This is a genomic window from Chroococcidiopsis sp. SAG 2025 (genome assembly GCF_032860985.1).
Lineage (GTDB): Bacteria > Cyanobacteriota > Cyanobacteriia > Cyanobacteriales > Chroococcidiopsidaceae > Chroococcidiopsis.
The window spans coordinates 1,902,467-1,922,339 of record NZ_JAOCNC010000001.1 but is presented as its reverse complement, the minus strand read 5'-3'; the positions used below and the strand labels follow the sequence as shown (position 1 = coordinate 1,922,339).

The following is a 19,873-nucleotide window of genomic DNA, read 5'->3' as shown; positions in this document are numbered from 1 at the left end:
AGTGGTCTATCAAGAAAGAATTGTGCAAGACGATCCCAGCGCGTTGTCCTTTTGCACGAGAAATCAATCTCTTTAACTACACTTTGTTTCACATTCCCCACGATCGCTTTGCTTAATAGGGAAACCCCCGCACGCAAGTGACCTCCCCTGTGCAAGCTCAACCCACTATACGAACAAGTAGTTGCGCTTCGCTTCAAAGCTCTAACTTACCTAGCGGATGAGTGCGGTGAAGATGTATCTCTATATTGCTGACAGCCAGAAATGCGATCGCATTTCTTCAATTTAAGCTGAGTTCAACACTATTTCCCCAGTCGAATATGACAGATGTAATGGATTCGACGTGACATTTATTCGATGCGATCGCTCGCTCCTTGCCAATAAATTAAGGCTAACGAACGAGGAAAACCTCGCCGCTCAACAAAACTAGCAATTCAATAGAAACTATACATTCAGGAGACGAAACATGAAACTGACCTACCGCGGTGTAACATACGATCGCCATCCTTCTCAAGCTGACAATCGCTCATTTCAACAAGTTCGCGAACCTGGAGCAGCTTATAACCTCAGTTACCGTGGCGTGACCTATCGGCTCGATCCTAACGCCCAACCTGTAGAATCTGCACGACCAGTAACCTATCAAGCAATCTATCGAGGCATTACCTATTTTGTTCGCAAAACTGCGCGCGGGGAAGTTACATTTCTCGCTCAAGTCGAAAAATCTCCTACACAAGCGCCTTCGCGTAGCCTGCTAAATAGGCTGTTTCGAGTTTAGTATGAGAAACGCGGAATTTTCCTGTTGGGCAGCATAGTTCTACTGGAAAAACCCTATATTACAACATCTAGACTTAAAATCAGCGAAGAATTTAGTATGCGAAAAATTGCAATTATTGGGGTTGGTCAAGCCGGACTCATACTACCAGCGCATTTACAAGATTTGATGGTAGCAATGGCTGAAAATCCAGAAATTATCCAAGATTACTTACAAGGTTTCAACCATCCACCTAGCTTATCCCCCTGGTTTTTTGAACCGGAAGCTGCCAAGAATTATCTAGCACAAAAGAATGCAATGCCCAGTATTCATTGCAAAACTGTTTTAGCAGTATGAATTAATTGCATTCGCATTCAAACAAATTATTTAGAAACTAAGAAATATAAAAGATGAAACGGCTAATTGTATGCTGCGATGGAACTTGGCAAAACTTATCTAGCCCGTATCCAACTAACGTTGTTAAAATTGCCCAAGCGATCAAACCTATAGACAGCAATGGAATTCCTCAACTTGTCTTCTACGATGAAGGTATCGGAGCGGGAAATCAAGCAGAAAAGCTACTTGCTAGAGCTGATAGAATTCTGGGTGGAGCCTTCGGAATTGGTATTGACACTAATATTCAGGATGCCTATCGCTTTTTGTGTCTAAATTATGAGATTGGTGACGAGATTTACTTATTTGGTTTCAGTCGAGGTGCTTATACTGTACGCAGTCTCGCGGGATTAATTCGTTGTACCGGAGGTTTACTGCTGCGTCAAAATATCCGCGAAGCACCTTATATGTATCAGATATATCGCGATCGCCAGCTCACTTTGCCGGAAAAAGAGAAATTCCGCCAAGTACCTAGAATTCCCCCAAGAGGCGCATATAATTCTGAAGCAGAGCAGATTTATCGACTGCAAGAGCAGCTCTATAAAGAATGCCGAGACAAAGCACATCAAATTTATCGCGATCGCAGCTTTCTTTCATTAGAAGAAGCAACAGAAAATCCTGATTCAGAAAAAGCACGACAGGATTTGCAACAGAAAGAAGAGAAAGTGCGAGAATTATTAAATCGCTATCAAATTCCACTGCTAGGCGATCGCGAGAGTAGGCGCGAGGTTAAGATTACCTTATTAGGATGTTGGGATACAGTTGGAGCGTTAGGCGTACCCGATCGAATTCCGGTTCTGAGCAGATGGATAAACCGAAGATATAAATTTCACGATACCTATCTCAGTTCAATTATTCAGAATGCCTTGCACGCTGTAGCAATTGACGAGATTCGCAGAGTCTTTAATGTCACCCCAATGCAAAAAAGTTCCAGAGCGGGTAATCAAAAACTAGAGCAAGTATGGTTTCCAGGCGCTCACGGTTGTACTGGTGGTGGTAGTTGGAATGAGACGGGGTTATCGGATGCAGCTTTATCATGGATGATGGATCGAATTACAGTTCTGGGTCTGAAGCTGGAGTTCGACCGGATAGCGGTTGAAGGCGGAATCAACCATAACTATCGGGCTGCATTCAACAACGAACCCGATATCTTTTATAGATTAGCAGGGGGATATCAACGCGAAATTTCTGGAGTTTCCAATTTAGAATCTGCCCAATTTCATGAGAGTGTAAAAAAACGCTGGCATTACCGCTTTGACAAAGATGACCCTCCTACTAAACTTTATCGACCAAAAAATCTTGAGAAATATATTCAAGAACATCCAGAAAAGTTTCCAGGTTGGAAAATAACTATTGAATAATTTTCCACTCAACCGCATGATGTGGGGAAGGCTGACAGAGATTGGCGATCGCAGACATTGCCTTGCAAGTGGGATTTTCTAGTCACGTCAAAAGCGGAATAGTAAGTACGTCCCTGAGCGAGGCGGGGTGTTGTATTCGCGAGCTGGTACGCTGGATGGAAGTAGGTGAGTATTTTCGTCTGCTCTAGGATGAGCCGTCGAACCGGATGCCATTGCAGCCGATGAGTTGCGATCGTTTGTCTTTACAAAATAGAAACACTGTTTACTCAAGAAAATCAATGTTTAACTTGACTACCCAACCCTAATCTATCCAACAAAAAAGCATAATCAAAAGCAGTTTCCTTCAAGCTTTCATAACGCCCAGACGCACCTCCATGTCCTGCACCCATATTCGTTTTGAGTAAGAGAACATTGCGATCTGTCTTGAGTTCTCTTAACTTTGCCGTCCATTTCGCTGGTTCCCAATATTGCACGCGAGAATCATTTAAACCTGCATTAATTAGTAAATCTGGATACTCCTTCGCCTCCACGTTGTCATAAGGAGAATAAGATTTAATGTAATCGTAATAAACTTTGTCATTGGGGTTTCCCCATTCATCCCACTCGATCGTAGTTAGGGGTAAAGAAGTATCGAGGATAGTTGTCACGACATCGACAAACGGCACGTCAGCAATAACCGCTTTAAACAAGTCAGGACGCAGATTGACAACTGCACCCATTAATAAACCACCCGCGCTACCACCAGAAATAGACAAGCGATCGCTATTCGTCCAGCCTTGAGAAATCAAATACTCTGCACATGCAATAAAATCAGTAAATGTATTTTTCTTGTGCAAAAACTTACCATTCTCATACCATTTTCGCCCCATTTCGCTGCCACCGCGAATGTGTGCGAGCGCAAATACTACACCGCGATCGAGTAGCGACATGCGATTAGAAGAAAATGCAGCGGGATAGGAATAACCGTAAGAACCATATCCAGTCAAAAATAAAGGATTTTCCCCATTTTTTTGAATTCCTTTTTTATAAACAATTGAAATTGGCACTTGCACGCCATCTTCTGCCGTCGCCATCAGCCATTCACTTTGATATTGACTGCGATCGTAACCTCCCAGCACTTGAGTTTCTTTTTTCAACTCCTGTTGTTGAGTTTCCATATCAAAATCGAACACAGAGTTAGGAGTAATTAAAGAAGTATAATTGAAGCGTAAAGTTTGGGTATTAAATTCGGGATTATTCCCTTCATAAACGGCATAAGTTGCTTCGGGAAAAGCCATGTTATATTCCTCCCCCGTGGCGAATTTTTGGACTCGTACCGTTGGCAATCCACCTTGGCGTTCGTAGATAGCTAAATGGTCGCTAAAAGCACTCACACCTAACAAAAATACGTCTTCTCGATGAGGAATTACCGTTTCCCAATTCTCTTTTGTCGGGGAGCTAACGGGAGTTTTCATCAATTTAAAATTGATTGCCTCGTCATTAGTTGTAATATAAAAATTATCGCTGTGATGCTCGATATCATACTCCATCCCATCTGTACGCGGATGGATGAGTTGAAAATCACCTGTAGGATGATTTGCTGCTAGATAATGCACTTCCGAAGTAATCATGCTGCTTAATTCTAGTAGGATATAAGCTTGAGAGCGAGTTTTCCCTATAGATAAATGGAAGGCTTCATCAGTTTCTTCGTAAACTAAAATATCTTCAGCGATCGGTGTATTTAATGCGTGTCGCCAAAGTTGAAACGGACGGTTAGCGTCATCAACTTTGGTGTAAAAAACTATACGGTTATCGTTTCCCCAGGCAAAAGAATAATATGTATCTTCGATGCTTTGCTCGTAAAGCTGTGATGTGTTTAAATCCAAAAAATACATCGTGTATCTTTCAGCACCGCTGGTGTCAACTGAGTACGCTAATAACTGATGATTGGGACTGACTTGCAACACGCCAATATTGAAAAAATCGTGTCCTTCTGCAAGTAGATTTTGATCTAGCAAAATTTCTTCAGCAGCATCGAGACTACCTTTTTTGCGACAATAAATTGGATATGCTTTTCCTGCCTCAGTGCGGGAGTAATAGTAATATTCATCTTTGCGATAAGGGACAGATAGATCGGTTTCCTGAATGCGAGCCAACATCTCTTTATAAAGTTTTTCTTGCAGGTCTTCCGTATGCTGCATCATTGCCTGAGTATAAGAGTTTTCTGCCTCCAAATAAGCAATAACTTCAGGATTTTCCTTTTCTCTGAGCCAATAGTAATTATCTACTCGTTCGTCGTTATGTAAAATCAAAGACTGCGGCTTTTTTGCGGCAATGGGTGGAGTTAACTTGTATTTTAGAAGACGATCTTGACTCATAATTTGTAATTGTTATTTGTAATTTTTGGCACTAAAGATGATTCGATCGGTTTCCCTTAAAAAGAAGGACTTTTGTATCGCTTCAAGACGGAATCAGCGAAAGTATCTTTGAGGCGATCGATCGCCACAAAACGTAAATCGCGCATTTGATAAATTAACTTGACATCTTTTTGCTTAAAATTCAAAAATTCTAGCCCTTGTTCTCGACCGCTCATCAAAAAATCATTAATTGCTACGCGGTAGTTCTTGTCCTTATCCAGGGGTTCGCTATTCACCATCCAAGTACCAATATCAGGTTTCTTACTTACATTTGCTGTTTGTAAAAAACCACCCGTACCTCTGTTAGCTTGTCCTTGTTCTAATACTTTTTCTAACAAACTTCCCTTCATTTCTACAGCTAAGACTTTACCTCCAAATGGGAGAACTCGAATAATATCGTATTGAGTAATTCTTCCTGGGGGAATGAAATCGTCAATCCGAATTGAACCACTATTAAATATAGCTAAATCTGCTTGATAAACCTCTCGCAACATAGCTTGAGCGATTAATGCTGTGAGGTTGGTGGCGCGATTGCGGACGCTAGATTCTAACCCATCTAAAGCAATATTTGTCGTGGCGATCGCCTCTTCTGGGGCGAAGCCCTCTGCCCTAAATCCCTGATATGCTTTTTCTAACCATGCATTTACGACTTGCACCACGCGAGGTTCTTCAGGAATTGCTTCTGTAACTGACTGTAATTGAGAATCTACGACTAGTTTTTTTGTCTCGGTATCGTAACGCAATTTGTGAATATAAACGCTACGCGCATTTGCATCGGCTTTAAATAAAGGTGTAAAATCTGCCCCGCGCCATTGTTGAATATTTTCATGTTCGTGTCCCCCTAAAATCAAGTCAATTTCTGGAACTTCTGCGGCGAGTTTTTGGTCTTGAGCGAGGTTTAAATGAGTTAAAGCGACAATAATATCGACTTTACCTTTCAGTGCTGCAACTTGAGTGCGGGCGGCTTGGATTGGATCGGCATAGCTGATATACTTTTGTTTGTTACTATCTATCGTTAATCCGATTAAACCAACTCTAATAACTGCACCTCGATCGCTTTTTACATTTAATATTTGCGATTCTGCTACACCAGGAAAAGATTTACCTTGACTATCCCTGACGTTACTAGATATCCACTTAAATTGAGATTCTTTTAGGCGTTGGAAAAACTCTGGTTCGCCTAAATCGAATTCATGGTTGCCAAAGGTAGCATAGTCGAAACCAACAGCGTTCATCACCGCCACCATTTGTTGACCAGCCAAAGGTTTACCATTCACCTTTGCAGTCCCCAAAGCCGAGGGACTAAAAGCATCTCCAGCTAGTACGGTGTAGGTGCGAGGATTTTGGCTAACTAATTCTTGTCGCAAAGTTGCAACCCGCGCTAATCCGCCTCGTTTTCCCCCTTCCACTGGGGCGATTTCATAAACATCATTCAGATGTAGCAAAGTAATCTCTACAACCTCAGCCAACGCAGGGCTAGCGATACATAAAGCTACAATTTGCAGCACCAAACCCCACGCGACAGAGAATGATTTCATCTTCGGTTACATATTTAACGCCAAGCGTCTTTGTAACACAATCATCACCAAATTGGTAAGCAAACAGGTGCTAGCAAGTCCCAGTAGGATGTATGTAGGAGCCATCACCACCCCAATCGATAGCCAGGTTGCGACGTGCAAAATCATTATTAGGGCAAAAAAGCCAGCTACTCCTGCTGCTTGCCAAACCCGCGCTTGAGGGTGGCGCAGCGCTGTGAAAATCATCGTCGCTATAGTAGCAATTAAAGTAGCTGGAACCAAAAAGGCACAGATACTAACGCAGTGGGTGCGCGAAAACTCCGCCATGACATGTAAATTCAACATTAGTTCTCCCGATCGCGTTGCCAAATATTACAACAGTTACCACCCCAGACTCTAGCAACTTTAAACTTTTTGAAACAATATGAGGGAGTAGGGAGCAGGGAGTAGGGAGTAGGGTAAGAGATGAATGGTAACTGATAATAGATAACTAATAATGCGATCGCTCGTTTTTTACATGATTAAGCGCTGGATTCAACACAAGTTTCCGACTGTAAAGTGGTTGAAGACTCAACAGTTGGTAGGGTGGTTGCGCGATCGCACTCAGCCGCAGCCGCTTTTACTCGATGCCCGCACTGAAGTAGAATACCAGACTAGCCATCTTCCGCAAGCCCAGCGCATCGATCCGTATCATCCTAACTTAGAGGAAGTTGCTGTAGATCGAGATGTACCTGTGGTCGTATATTGCTCTATTGGCTATCGCAGCGCTAGAATTGTCCAGCAACTCGAACGATCTGGATTTACGAATGTTTACAACCTCGAAGGCAGTATATTTCAATGGGTGAATGAAGGCAACCCAGTCTTTCAAGGCGATCGCCCTACCGTTCGAGTTCATCCTTACAATGCTAATTGGGGCAGATTGTTAAAGGCTCGATATCGTGCTTCAGTTGACAGTTGACAGTTGACAGTTATCAGTGAGTAGTATTTTGACTTTTGACTTTTGACTTTTGACTTCTTACCCTAGTCCTTTTTCAGTACAGACAGCGTGTAATGGCATATCCCAAGGATCTGTGGGAAGTTGGGGTAGGTAGGCAAATTCAAACACGATGCCGATGGTGGGTTTCGATCGCCATTCAGAGGAAGATAGGAGGCGATCGTAGTAACCGCCACCATAACCTAAGCGATAGCCGCGATAGTCGCAAGCAACTGCTGGGACGAGGATGAAATCGACTGCTGAGGGTGAGATAGTGGGAGCTGTGGGGAGGGGTTCGCAAATCCCATACGCGCCAACTTGAGTTTCATCCCCAGGTTGCCAAATGTGCCAAGATAAATTTTTGCCGACACAGCGAGGAAGTCCCCAGTGGTAATGATTATGGTGAAATAAGGAATTTAGATCGGGTTCTTGACGACAGCTAAAATAAGCCAGAATAGTTTTACCTAGGCTAAATAAGGGTGAAGCGAGCAGATGGGAGACAATTCGATCGCTTTTTTCGCGCCATTCTTGCTGAGATAGAGATTTACGTTTTTGAAGTAGCGATCGCCTCAGTTCTACTTTATCCACGACTACAAAACTCCGCGATCGCTTGAGCCTTAAGTTTTTCTAATGGAAAGCTATTAGGATAGGTCGAAAACATGAGCATAATACCTTGGAGCGTTGAGGAAAAATAAAGCGATCGCTGTCGCGGTTCTGCGACTCCAAGCTGGACAAACATGTCAGTCTGAATTTCAAATTGCCTTGCTTGCTCGTCCATCAACTTCTGGCTGTATTTTGCTACCACTGGATCGAGACGCGGTTGGGTAAACAAATTTAGATAGAATCGGAAAACTTCAGGCTGGCGGCTGACATCTTCGAGCGCACCTTCAACAATATGCTGAATTTGTTCGGCAGGCGTTTTTTTGGCTACAGCCGCATTCATCACCGCTAAAACATCGTTGATTCGGAGATCGACTAGCGCCGCTAGCAAATCTTCTTTGCCTTTGAAGTAGTGATAGAGCAGCCCTTTTGAGATCTTAGCTTGCTTGGCAACATCATCAATCGATGTAGAATAGTAGCCCTTCTCACAGAACAGAGTCATGGCTGTTTTAAGAATCTGTTCTGTGGTAGCGCGACGGATGCGTTCGTTTTCTGTTGGGGTGCGTGGCATTAATATTAATATTGTGACTCGCTCAGGAATTGAGTGATGAGATGATATACCTCTTGCGGATGTGTCAGCGTGGGTATATGGTCTGCGCCTTCAATTTGGGCAAAGCGAATGTCGGGAACTTGTTTGAAAAATTTAGCGATACGGAAGCAGTCTTCACTGTCTTGAGTGCCGATGATGAATAGCGTTTTGGATTTTAGCTCATTTAGCCGTTCGATCGCGGGTGGTTGCGTCCAAACTTGGTCGAAGTTTTTCCATTCAAACGCTCTTAAAACATTATGGTGTTTTATTTGGTAAAAGCGATCGCGATGCGGGCTGTTCATGACAACGTGGACGGCATACATGGGAGAGTGCAAGGAGACTTCGAGCATTTTCTCTACATCTGGAACTGCTGCCCAAATTGCTTGGACATAGCGATCGAATTCTGGTGAGAATTGAAAACCCGTCAACCCAGGAGCGACAAGCACGAGTTTGGTGACTCGTTCTGGATTGCTCAAAGTAAAATCAGTGGCAATTTGTCCGCCAATCGAATGACCTACCAAAACAGCTTTATCGATGTCCAAAGAGTCTAGTAGTCGTTTGAAATCCTCAACGTGATTTACAGGTTCGAGCCGTGGCGATGACTTCCCAGCACCGCGTTGGTCGTAAGTAATAACTTGATGAGTTTGAGCCAACTTTGGGACGATAAACTGCCAGTCGCGTGAATCAACTCCGCCACTATGCAGTAGGACGACCGGATCGCCCTTTCCTTGAATGTCATAATGCAAATCCATTTTTACCTCCTGCGCCTCAACGCCGCGCTAGCAGATGAGAGCGCTGTTTTTGCTTATTGTTGCGATACTACTAGTTTATTTTAAACTGAATATTCAGTCAACAAAGGATTGCGAGTCAGTAATATTCGCGCATAGCGATCGCGCTTCTGCCACAATGACAAGCGGAAAAGCCTATAAGCGATCGCCCAATACGGTTCAGTTAAAAGTATTAGATCCTCGAAGATCCCTCCTAGCCCCCCTTAAAAAGGAGAAATATTGCCCCCCTTAAAAAGGAGGGTTGGGGGGATCGAGTCTTATTTAACTTTTAACTTTTGACTTTCTTACTCACCAACACAAATCCCCGCGTCTTACCTGACACCCTGTCTGTTGTGTCCATTGCTTGCCATAAATCCGTTGCTTTTACCCAGACTGGGGGATATTTATAGCGAGAAACATCGAGAATTAAAAACCGATCTGTTTGTTGGTTATAAGCGGCGATAGGAGAAATGTGTCCGCCTCTTTCTTGTCCAATTTTGCGTCGCAAGTAATTAACCAAAACAAAGTTATTTTCTTGGCGTAAATTCTGGGCGACAAGCTGACGAAACTGCTCTAGATTAGTATCAGTACTGTGATAAACTTTAGCTTCTACCGCATAGCTAGCAAGTAGCTGCCCTAACTGTGCTAAAGTCATACCTTGATGGGCAACAACTTCAGGTGTAAGAATTTTTCTAGTTTGAGCATTATTAAAAAAATTTGCCTGGGTAAATACTCGATAAGGCGTATACTCAGGAGCAATAGGAGCGGGAATTGAGAGAGCATTTAATACCATCACTATACTGGCGACTCCGCAATAAGCTTGAGTATTTTGGGTAACATACTGCGTACTCAAAGCCCAAAAATCTTCCCGCGCTTTACTTTGTAGTAATAATTGTTCTCCCGTTTCGGAGTTGAAGGAGATTAAATTATTCGGCAAAGGTAGTGTCTGCGTCAATACGCTATCGCCAGCCATAAATAGCGAGATCGCACTAATTTTTATACTAATTCTAATCAACGGGGCGATCGCTTTGATTGTCATGGCTTGCATGTATTTTATCTTCTACTTTACCAAACCTTTGGCGATTAAAAATTCGCGCACGACTTCCTTAATATCACGAAATTCCCCTTCGACTTGATAATTTAAATTGCGCATTTCCTCTTCATTAATCTTTCCTCCTAGTTGTGCGATCGCCTGACGTAGTTTGGGATACTTTTTCAAAGTTGCCTGTCGCACGATGGGAGTTGCTTCATAGGGGGGAAAGTAAGCCTTATCATCTTGCAGAATCGTTAAATCTAAACGGGCGATTTGAGCATCGGTAGAGTTCCCTGCAACTATATCTACTTGTTTATCAATTATTGCCCGATAAATTAAGCCCAAATCCATTACGCGGGGTGGTTTATTTAACTTCAGATCGTAGGTTTTTGCTAATCCTGGAAACCCATCCTCGCGGCTGATAAATTCATAGCCGAAGCCAGCTTGCCACTGGGGTGTGTATTGGGCAGCTTGCGAGAGAGTGCGAAGATTGTACTTGCGTGCATCTTCTCCACGAATAATCATGGCAAAGGTATTTTCAAATCCTAAAGCTGGGGTAACTTCTAATTGAAACTGCTCGTAACCAGATTTTACCCGCTGATAAACAGCTTTTGGATCGCTAATTGGCTGTTGTTTTAAGATAGTTGTAAATGCCGTTCCCGTATATTCGATATAAGCATCAACTTGTCCGGCGAGCATTGCTTGATGACAAACAAACGTTCCTCCTAAATCTAGACGACGAGCGACTTTTAGTCCAGTTGCAGATTCAATTTGTTGCGCTAATAGTTCGCCTAAAATATTTTGTTCGGTAAAATTTTTGGAAGCAACGACAATCTCACCGTTACCCTCAGAAGTGATAGGATTGCAACTGGCGATCGCCAACACCAAACTCGCAGTAATTAAACATAAAAGAATAAATTTTTTCATGTTTCATAATGTTTGTTCTTGGTAAGATTAACGGTAATTTGCTAATAATTGCGGAATGTAATCGTAACCATCTAAACCGATCGCAGTCATAAATTGCGGTCGATATTGTGCCAATACTTTTTGAAAAGCATCTTGTCCCATTTGCCCTTGTAATACAGTCAACAAACCTGCTGCTTGTCGCCACTCAGGAGAAGCAATCCGCTCTAACATATACATACCTATACAACCAACATAAATTGCTTTTTCTGTCTGTTGTAAGCCATAATATGCTTCTGCTAAGTTAACTAAGTTGAGTCCTTGAAGATACAAATCGCCGGAAGCTTGAGCGGCTTGAAATCCAGCTTGAAGATAATCGATCGCAGCTTGAGGTTGAGATAAAACTAAATGCGCTGCACCAAGGCTACTGCAACATAATGATAAGCTCTGTCTGTCGTTTAACTGTTGAGATAGCTTCAATCCTTGTTGTAAATAACCGATCGCCATTTCATAAACTTCTGGTTCTGCTCTTTCTAGAGCCTGAGCCGAATACACCTCGCTGTAGCCCAAATTTGCTAAAGCATTGGCTTCACCTAACTTGTCCCCTACCTGGCGGCTGAGAAGTAATCCCCGCTGGCTGTAATTAATTGCCTCTGCGTACTGTTTCTTTGCTACGCAAATCCGGCTGAGATGATTTAAATCGGCAATTTCACAAGGTACATCCGCCGCCGCACGGGCAATTTCCAAAGCGCGATCGTAAAACTGGGTTGCTTGGTGGTAATTTCCCACAGCTTGCTGCGAATAACCTAAAAGTGTCAAAATTCGAGCTTTTTCCTGAGTTCCTTCGACTTGTCGTAAAGGTAAATCTAAATAGTCGAGGGCAGATTGTAGGTGTCCGCCATTGAACGAAGCAAAAACACCACCGTAGAGAGGAAAATATTGTTTTTGAGCAAAGGCGCGCAAAATTTGCAGTGCAATCTGAAAACAACCATCCGCTAGCCGTTCGCGATGGCTGGAATTGAGGCTAGTTGCTTGCATGAAGCCATTTGCTAACTCACCCCAAACTGCGGCAAACGTGAGAAAGCAAGAAATTGCTAGACTTGATCCCAGCTTGGCATCATAAATTCGCTGTTCCGTCCACCCAACGAGTCCCCGTTGCAAAAACTGCAAAATCAGCGCAATTTCCACCCAATCATCGAGATGGAAATATTGCTGAGTCGTCCATTCTAATAGAGATTGCTCTAGAGCCAGAGTTTGAAATAATGCTTGTGGAATTGGACTATTCACCTGTTTTGCCCACAGCGCCCAAGGTCCGCGTTGTCCTGGTGCGTTCTCAAAACCGATCGCGCTCTGCCCTGCATCGTACACCCAACTCACTAAATATCCTTCTAAATGCTGCCAAGACTGCAAACCGCGATCGATTCCCATTGCAACTTGTTGCACCTCCGCCGCCATTTCTGGATCGATTTCAGTTGCTTGTTGTTTTAAAGACGTAGCTAATTGTTTGAGTTGGGCGATTGTTAGTGCTTGCTTTTGATTTGGATCGATGACTTGTAATAAATCGGCAAGTAAATAGGCTGGTTCGGAAGAGGCGATCTGTTCTGCTGCTTTAGCGATCGCGCTAGCGGCTCGATTTTGGGCGGCGGCGCGTTCCCATTCGCTAGCGATCGTTTTGATCGCTCTTTGGGAACGAGTCGCTTTCGCTTGCTTTAATTCATCCTTCACCGTCTCAATCTCATGTTCGATCTCCATTGTGCGTTCGTCCAAACAGCGCTCGAAAATCTCTGCCGTACCGGGAACGACTTGTTGCGCTAGCATTTGATAAACTTGCTCTTTAGAACGAATTTGCCCTTTCAGGGTAATTTGTACGATCTGGTCTATCAACGCCAAGTAGCGATCGCGCAGCGTCGGAGAATTGGAATGAGATAGAGAATCGGACATGATTGTTAGTAGCGGGTAATTGGTAGTTGGTAATTGGTAGTTGTTAGGAGTTACCGATCGTTATCATTATCCTAACCCCTAACCTCTCACTCCTCGCTCCTCGCTCCTCACCCCTTACTCCTCACTCCTATGTTCCGCAAAATTGTATTAATTGCCACGATAAGTGCGATCGCTGCCGCTCTATTTCAATTATCCAATTCGGCTCAAACACAAAATGTCGCCCAAATTTATGTTTTTGGCGATAGCCTTTCCGATCCTGGCAATGTGTTTAAAGCTTCCCAAGGACAATTTCCACCCAGTCCACCTTATTTTCGCGGCAGATATGCAGATGGTTTAGTTTGGACGGAATATCTCGCTCAACAATTGAAATTAAACGCGAATTCCAATACTAATTTTGCTTACGGTGGCGCTACCACAGGCAATTCACAGGAAGTTCCACTAGGATTGCTGGCGCAAATCGATCGCTATCAAGCTAGTCATTCCTCTACCTCTAATAATGCTTTATACATAATTTGGGCTGGAGCAAATGATTATTTAGGAGGTGGAAATGACACAAATCGACCAGTCAACAATTCAGTTGAAGCTGTCAAATCCCTAGTTCAAATTGGCGCAAAAAATATTTTAGTGGTGAATTTGCCAGATTTAGGTAAACTACCAGGAACGCGCAATACCCAACAATCTGAAGTACTGAGCCAACTAACTCACAAGCACAACTCTCAACTAGCTAATGCTTTGAAAAACTTACAGCAACAGCTTAAATCTGAACCCAATATTATTTATTATGATGTCAACGCTCTATTTAATCGAGTTATGAACGAGCCAACTAAGTTTGGCTTTCTCAATGTTATGAATACCTGTTTAAATGGCGAACTGAGCCAATATATGATTTGTCCCAACCCAGATAAATATTTATTTTGGGATGATATCCATCCCTCTACTGCTGCCCATAAATTGTTAGCAGAAACAGTTGCTAACAAGTTAAAATCTGCAACTACACAAACTCAGTCTGCTTATGCCAATTGAAAACAAGTATTAACCCGTTTCAACAGGTTTCGTCTGTGTAGTTCTGTATTTCTATTCGCGCAACATATGAAAACTTCAGTTAGATTTTAAAGCTTCGTCTAGCACTTTTCGCGCTTCTTCTGCCTTAGCTTTTGCTTCCTGATAGCGGACATTTGCTTGAGCAAAAGTTTTCAAGACTTTAAATCCTTCCTTTAATCGGGCGATTTCTTCATCGCTGACAGATTTATCGGTAAATAGCACGTCAACCGCTTTACGAATTTCCAACGCCTCCGTGCGAGATTCTTGTACCTTCAGCTTTAAGGTAGCTAAATTATTCAGTATCTGTACGGCTTGGGTAATTGCATCCTCATCGCTACTGAGATTATCCATCGGCTGTTCTTTGACTTCAATCAATTGCTGCGAACTAAATCCCTCCGCTAAATCGGTGGGTAGTTCCCCAGCATCGATTAGTTCCATCAACCGATCCATCGCTTTATCGCGAGCTTTGGCTGAATCTTTACCAGAGACATTCAGGACAACTTCTGGAGCTTGGGGGAGAGTATATTTCGCCATAACTTAATTATATGCAAGAAGAGTTGCACAGCTACACTGTTGTAACAAGCGCGATCGCGTTACATGCTTTATTTTACGGTAAAAGTCAACTGTTATAGTACATGAGTATTGATTTGTCATTTGTCATTTGTCATTTGCTAATGGTAATTGGTAATTGGTAATTGGTAATTGGTTAACGGTTGACAGTTATCAGTTATCAGTTGACTTGTAACTTGAATTGTCCCCTCACTCCTCACTCCTCGCTCCTCACTTACTACCATTACCCCATCTTATGGAAATTAGCTTACTACTACGGGGACTAGCAATTGGTTTGGCGATCGCCGCACCTGTAGGACCTATTGGCATCCTTTGCATTCGCCAGTCACTTGCATTTGGCTGGGTACATGGATTTGTAGCTGGTTTGGGAGCAGCAACAGCAGATGCAATGTATGGTTGTGTGGCTGCATTTGGACTTACCTTCGTCACTAACTTCTTAATCGAACAACAGTTTTGGCTGCGGTTGGTTGGCGGTGCTTTCCTTTGCTACTTGGGAGTCAAAACATTTATTAGTATTCCATCTGAAACTGCGGCATCCACCAGAGGCAACACTCTCACTGGAGTCTATACTTCAACATGGATGCTCACCCTGACAAATCCCGCAACAATCTTAGCTTTTGCGGCTATTTTTTCTGGATTAGGTTTAGCCAGCATCGAACAAAATTACCTGTCAGCAATACTCTTAGTAGTTGGAGTTTTTTGCGGTTCTGCACTGTGGTGGCTGCTATTGAGTACTACTGTCACGCTAGTAAAGACAAAGCTGAATTTGAACTGGGTCAATCGCCTCTCAGGTATCGTCATCACAGCATTTGGGATCGTCGCATTGCTCAGTTTGTGACACCTCACATAAAAATCCCCTTTGTGTTCTTCTTTTTTGCGTCTTTGCGCCTAACGCTACGCTTCGCCTACGGCTGATGCGCGACACAAAATCATTATTGTAAATTTTTATATTTATCGTAATAACTGTTACAAAAAAGACAGAAATTCTACTCGTTATAAGCAAATAAAATTCACGCCCGACCCGCGATCGCGAGAAAATTTTATCATTTTTGCAGGTAAGTATTAAATTAAATAAAGTTAAGTGAACTAAATTAAATGCATCTGCCAAAAATCATCAAGGGGTAGTATTTTTCGGCAGGAAAATGGTACTCTGTTCGCTTACAGCTATAAATTGAATTCTCAAAATAAATTCCCATACGCAATCTGACTGGAACTACCGATCTTTAACAGTGACCAGTGACCACGCACCACTCTTTCCTGATAACTGATAACTGACAACAGACGTTACATGTAACATCTCTACACTGATAACTGACAACTGATAACTGATAACTGATTTAAAGGCTTACCTACTGTCTTCTTTATCGATCGTTCCTGTCTGTATCGTTTGCCCAAAACACTAATCGAACTCAGGATCTATGTTACTGAGCATTGCTAATACATTCATTAGACGACCAGTCTTAACTACAGTCTGTACCGTGGTTATTCTTTTACTGGGAGCAATTTGCATTCCACTGTTGCCGTTGGATAAACTCCCAGAAATGGCATTAAAACAAGTTACCGTGACGGCAAATTATCTCGGTAGCGATGCCAAAACCGCAGAAGAAAACGTCACCACCGTACTAGAACGACAGATCAATGGTACGGAGCGGGCTGTATATATGTCCTCTCAAACAACGAATAATGGTGACACAACCATTAACGTCTCTTTCCCCACGGAGATGGACAGAAATACTGCTCAAGTCCTCGTTCAAAACAACGTCGCCGTTGCTGAAGCAGAACTACCAGAAGAGGTAAATCGCACGGGTGTCGTTACTCAAAAACAATCTCCAACGATTACTATTGCTTATGCCTTTTATTCAGAGAAAAACGAGCAAGGTAACTATATTTATGACAACGTATTTATTAGTAATTATGTCGATCGCCTAATTTTCGATGAAATCAAACGGATTGAGGGCGTAGGCAATTTAAGAATAATTGGCGAACGAAGATATGCAATGCGAATCTGGCTCAATCCCGATGCCCTGGCTGCGAGAAATTTATCAGCCCAAGATGTGATTAATGCCATTTCCGAGCAAAACATTCAAGTAGGGGCGGGTAGGATCGGTCAGCAGCCTACCCAAGCCAAGCATGATTATGAAATCGCCTTGCGCGCGATCGGTCGCTTTACGACTCCTGAAGAGGCTGAAGGTATTATCGTCCAAGTGGGGCAAAACGGGACGCTCACTCGGCTCAAAGATGTCGGTCGTGCCGAAATTGGGGCGCAAGACTACAGCGCCACGACGCTATTTGATGGCGCTCCTTCAGTCATTTTGTTAGCCTATCAATTGCCTGGAAGCAATGCTTGGAATACAGCTAACTTAATTAAGGCAAGGATGGCGGAGTTAGAGCAAAGTTTTCCGCCCGGATTGAAAGCAACGGTCGGTTTAGATAACACGTTGTTTGTCTCAGCTTCCTTAGATGAAGCCTTCAAAACTTTGATGGAAGCGATCGCCTTAGTCTTTTTGGTGATCTTTATTTTCCTCCAAGACTGGCGCACCACAATTATTCCCGCCTTAGCAATTCCCGTGTCCTTAATTGGGGCGATGGCGTTTGCTTTTATGTTTGGGTTTAGCTTGAATCAGTTAACGCTATTCGGGGTAATTTTAGCCACAGGTCTAGTTGTAGACGATGGGATTGTGGTTGTAGAAGCGATCGCCGCTAAATTATCTCAGGGAATGCGACCAGTACAAGCTGCGATCGATGCGATGGGAGAACTGACTGGGGCAATTATTGCTACCTCTGTCGTCCTGATGGCAGTATTTATTCCCGTGACCTTCTTTCCAGGTACGACGGGAATTGTCTACAGACAGTTTGCCTTAATTATTGCCTTTGCGATCGCTATTTCTACCTTCAACGCTCTTACCTTCTCGCCCAGCATGTCAGCCATCATCATGCGACGACAGCAGGAGGTACACGGACCCTTGGGCTGGTTTTTTGGTTGGTTTAATCGCGGATTTGATTGGTTTAAAGAACAGTATGGTAAGTCAGTAGAATTTCTAATCCGCCTGCGGATGATAGTAATTCCAATTTTTCTAGCAGGCTTAATTGCTACGGGTTGGCTTTATCAGACTACGCCGCAAGGATTTATTCCCGAAGAAGATCAAGGCTATTTCTTTGCGATCGCCGAAGCTCCTGCGGGTGTCTCTTTAAATTACACCACCAATCTCGTCCAAAAAGTCACCCAGATTATCAAACCCCTACCAGAAGTCGAACACGTAGTTGGTAACGCGGGCTTTGGTTTTCAGGGTAATGCTAGTAACAAAGCGCTGTTTTTCGTCAAGCTCAAAGATTGGGAAGAACGCCCAGGTGCAGACAAGTCAATTTTTGGACTCCTGCAACAAATTAACCAAAAATTGCAAGCAAACGTTCCCGAAGCCAGACTAATCGCCGTCAACGCGCCACCCGTGGATGGGTTGGGTAGTACGGGTGGTTTCGAGATGTACATCCAAAACCGACAAGCCTTACCAATGGAAGCTTTAATTGACAACACGCAAAAAGTAGTCGAAGCAGCAAGAAAGCGTCCAGAGTTAGCGGGTGTATTTACTCAATTTACCTTTGGCGCGCCCATGATGGAAATCTCCATCGATCGCGAACAAGCTAAAGCCTTGAACGTCCAATTAAGCGATATTTTCAATACGATGCAGACATATTTAGGGGCGAGATATGTCAACCAATACGTTCTCGGCGGACGACTGTATCGCGTGCAAGTGCAAGCTGAAGAGACATCGCGCTCTAACCCCGACGATATCGGTCGTTTGTACGTCCGTTCTGTAGATGGGAATTCCGTACCACTGAGTAACGTGGTGAAAGTCGAGCAAATGACTTATCCACCAATTATTACTCACTACAATGTCTATCCATCGATCAACATTCAAGGCGCACCCGCCCCAGGTTACAGTACCGGACAAGCGATGAGAGCGATGGAAGAGGTAGCAGAGCAAGTGTTGCAACCAGGATTCGGCTACGCTTGGACGGGGACGGCTTTTCAGGAAAAAGCTTCTGGTGGTGCTGCCCCGATTATTTTCGGCTTAGCCTTTGTGATGGTGTTTTTAGTGTTGGCGGCGCAGTACGAAAGCTACGTCGACCCCATCATCATCATGATTACCGTACCCTTAGCAATTTTAGGCGCGATCGGGGCGTTGCTGCTCCGTGCCAATTTGCTCCAAGCAGGTTCGGTTTGGCCTGTTGTCAACAATAACATTTACGCTCAAGTCGCTCTCGTCATGCTGATCGGCTTAGCCAGTAAAAACGCAATTCTGATCGTAGAATTTGCCAACCAGTCAGCAGAACTAGGCATGAGCTACACCAAAGCAGCAATTCGAGCCGCAGAGGAGCGCTTGCGACCGATTCTGATGACAGCAATTTCTGGTTTAGTTGGTTTTTGGCCTTTAGTCATAGCGGCGGGTGCAGGAGCCATGAGTCGCTGGTCTTTAGGAACGGCACTATTTGGCGGCTACCTATTTTCGACGCTGCTCAGTTTGTTCTTAGTCCCGGTGCTGTACGTTGTCATTAAGAACATGGAAGAAAATTTCTTGAAACCTAAGAAGCTAAGCAAGACACAGCAGAAAGAAGATCGGCAACCACAGCCATTAGCTAGATGAGTGGTGCGTGGTGCGTGGAGAAGAAATTGTATTTATCTGCTGCTGACTCCTGTACGGGTGGGTTTTGGGCGAAGATCTCTTGTCGCCAGCCGTGAATCTGCTTGCTAAACCCGCCCCTACAACTTTTGACTCCTGTACGGGCGGGTTTTGGACGAAGATCTCTTGCTGCAAGCCGTAAATCTGCTTGCTAAACCCGCCCCTACAATTACCTATTACCCATTACCCATTACCAAACAATGTTTCGCAACTGGACTCTTGACGATTGGATCAACCACGTTCTGTTTACAGGCACAATTCTGTATCTGTTTTACTCCTTCTTTTTGCACCACTGAACAGTTATCAGGGAGCAGGGAGCAGGGAGCGGGGAGCAGCGACAGATGACAAATGACGAATGACAA

At 43.6% G+C, this 19,873-nt stretch carries 19 protein-coding genes and 1 pseudogene; 8 read left to right on the top strand and 12 right to left on the bottom strand.

All coding sequences use genetic code 11. From position 1 onward, the window contains the following. Positions 1–20 precede the first annotated feature (20 nt). The 4 genes and pseudogenes from N4J56_RS40870 to N4J56_RS09295 all read left to right on the top strand — a co-directional run. Positions 21–252: pseudogene (locus N4J56_RS40870) on the top strand (Mo-dependent nitrogenase C-terminal domain-containing protein); the annotation flags it as partial. A gap of 211 nt (positions 253–463) precedes the next feature. Then, complete coding sequence (locus N4J56_RS09305) at positions 464–772, top strand: DUF4278 domain-containing protein (RefSeq protein WP_317106201.1); 309 nt, start codon at positions 464–466, stop codon at positions 770–772. Positions 773–868: 96 nt separating this feature from the next. Beyond that, positions 869–1,105 carry a hypothetical protein gene (locus tag N4J56_RS09300; RefSeq protein ID WP_317106200.1) on the top strand — a complete coding sequence of 79 codons (237 nt, stop codon included), beginning with the start codon at positions 869–871 and terminating at the stop codon, positions 1,103–1,105. A 53-nt stretch (positions 1,106–1,158) separates the two neighbouring features. Next, positions 1,159–2,502: a DUF2235 domain-containing protein gene (locus tag N4J56_RS09295; protein WP_317106199.1), complete on the top strand. Its 1,344-nt coding sequence runs from the start codon at positions 1,159–1,161 to the stop codon at positions 2,500–2,502. A gap of 87 nt (positions 2,503–2,589) precedes the next feature. Here N4J56_RS09295 and N4J56_RS09290 read toward each other — a convergent pair whose 3' ends face one another. The 4 genes from N4J56_RS09290 to N4J56_RS09275 are packed head-to-tail and all read right to left on the bottom strand — an operon-like array spanning position 2,590 to position 6,760. Continuing rightward, the gene (locus N4J56_RS09290; RefSeq protein WP_317106198.1) at positions 2,590–2,772 is read right to left on the bottom strand and encodes a hypothetical protein; all 183 of its coding nucleotides are present in this window, start codon (positions 2,770–2,772) and stop codon (positions 2,590–2,592) included. 5 nt (positions 2,773–2,777) lie between these two features. Beyond that, a complete protein-coding gene (locus tag N4J56_RS09285) occupies positions 2,778–4,859 on the bottom strand; it encodes a S9 family peptidase (RefSeq protein ID WP_317106197.1) in 2,082 nt (693 codons plus the stop codon). A 56-nt stretch (positions 4,860–4,915) separates the two neighbouring features. Next, positions 4,916–6,436, bottom strand: coding sequence for a bifunctional metallophosphatase/5'-nucleotidase (locus N4J56_RS09280; protein WP_317106196.1), 1,521 nt, complete (start codon positions 6,434–6,436; stop codon positions 4,916–4,918). A gap of 6 nt (positions 6,437–6,442) precedes the next feature. Continuing rightward, positions 6,443–6,760 (bottom strand): hypothetical protein, encoded by a 318-nt coding sequence (locus N4J56_RS09275; RefSeq protein WP_317106195.1) that lies wholly within the window; start codon positions 6,758–6,760, stop codon positions 6,443–6,445. 151 nt (positions 6,761–6,911) lie between these two features. Here N4J56_RS09275 and N4J56_RS09270 point away from each other — a divergent pair, with 151 nt between their 5' ends. Beyond that, positions 6,912–7,373 (top strand): rhodanese-like domain-containing protein, encoded by a 462-nt coding sequence (locus tag N4J56_RS09270; protein ID WP_317106194.1) that lies wholly within the window; start codon positions 6,912–6,914, stop codon positions 7,371–7,373. A gap of 57 nt (positions 7,374–7,430) precedes the next feature. Here N4J56_RS09270 and N4J56_RS09265 read toward each other — a convergent pair whose 3' ends face one another. The 6 genes from N4J56_RS09265 to N4J56_RS09240 all read right to left on the bottom strand — a co-directional run bounded on the left by N4J56_RS09265 (position 7,431) and on the right by N4J56_RS09240 (position 13,221). Further along, the gene (locus tag N4J56_RS09265; RefSeq protein ID WP_317106193.1) at positions 7,431–7,976 is read right to left on the bottom strand and encodes a 5-formyltetrahydrofolate cyclo-ligase; all 546 of its coding nucleotides are present in this window, start codon (positions 7,974–7,976) and stop codon (positions 7,431–7,433) included. Further along, positions 7,969–8,559 (bottom strand): TetR/AcrR family transcriptional regulator, encoded by a 591-nt coding sequence (locus N4J56_RS09260; RefSeq protein WP_317106192.1) that lies wholly within the window; start codon positions 8,557–8,559, stop codon positions 7,969–7,971. Before N4J56_RS09260 ends, N4J56_RS09265 begins: the two co-directional genes overlap by 8 nt. Before the next feature lie 5 nt (positions 8,560–8,564). Then, entirely contained in the window at positions 8,565–9,329 is a 765-nt protein-coding gene (locus N4J56_RS09255; protein WP_317106191.1) for an alpha/beta hydrolase, read from the bottom strand. 304 nt (positions 9,330–9,633) lie between these two features. Then, on the bottom strand, positions 9,634–10,317 hold the full coding sequence (locus N4J56_RS09250; RefSeq protein WP_410500459.1) for a phytochelatin synthase family protein: 684 nt from the start codon (positions 10,315–10,317) through the stop codon (positions 9,634–9,636). Positions 10,318–10,404: 87 nt separating this feature from the next. Continuing rightward, on the bottom strand, positions 10,405–11,304 hold the full coding sequence (locus N4J56_RS09245) for a glycine betaine ABC transporter substrate-binding protein (protein ID WP_317106189.1): 900 nt from the start codon (positions 11,302–11,304) through the stop codon (positions 10,405–10,407). Positions 11,305–11,331: 27 nt separating this feature from the next. Further along, entirely contained in the window at positions 11,332–13,221 is a 1,890-nt protein-coding gene (locus N4J56_RS09240; protein ID WP_317106188.1) for a tetratricopeptide repeat protein, read from the bottom strand. Positions 13,222–13,350: 129 nt separating this feature from the next. Between N4J56_RS09240 and N4J56_RS09235 the strand changes: the two genes are divergently transcribed. Then, complete coding sequence (locus N4J56_RS09235; protein WP_317106187.1) at positions 13,351–14,244, top strand: SGNH/GDSL hydrolase family protein; 894 nt, start codon at positions 13,351–13,353, stop codon at positions 14,242–14,244. Positions 14,245–14,319: 75 nt separating this feature from the next. Here the strand turns inward: N4J56_RS09235 and N4J56_RS09230 are convergent, their stop codons facing one another. Continuing rightward, positions 14,320–14,796 carry a hypothetical protein gene (locus N4J56_RS09230; RefSeq protein WP_015154444.1) on the bottom strand — a complete coding sequence of 159 codons (477 nt, stop codon included), beginning with the start codon at positions 14,794–14,796 and terminating at the stop codon, positions 14,320–14,322. 271 nt (positions 14,797–15,067) lie between these two features. Here N4J56_RS09230 and N4J56_RS09225 point away from each other — a divergent pair, with 271 nt between their 5' ends. Further along, positions 15,068–15,670: a LysE family translocator gene (locus tag N4J56_RS09225; protein ID WP_317106186.1), complete on the top strand. Its 603-nt coding sequence runs from the start codon at positions 15,068–15,070 to the stop codon at positions 15,668–15,670. A gap of 580 nt (positions 15,671–16,250) precedes the next feature. Then, positions 16,251–19,475 (top strand): efflux RND transporter permease subunit, encoded by a 3,225-nt coding sequence (locus tag N4J56_RS09220; protein WP_317106185.1) that lies wholly within the window; start codon positions 16,251–16,253, stop codon positions 19,473–19,475. Here N4J56_RS09220 and N4J56_RS09215 read toward each other — a convergent pair. Beyond that, a complete protein-coding gene (locus N4J56_RS09215) occupies positions 19,464–19,646 on the bottom strand; it encodes a hypothetical protein (RefSeq protein ID WP_317106184.1) in 183 nt (60 codons plus the stop codon). The genes N4J56_RS09220 and N4J56_RS09215 overlap by 12 nt on opposite strands. Positions 19,647–19,873 lie beyond the last annotated feature (227 nt).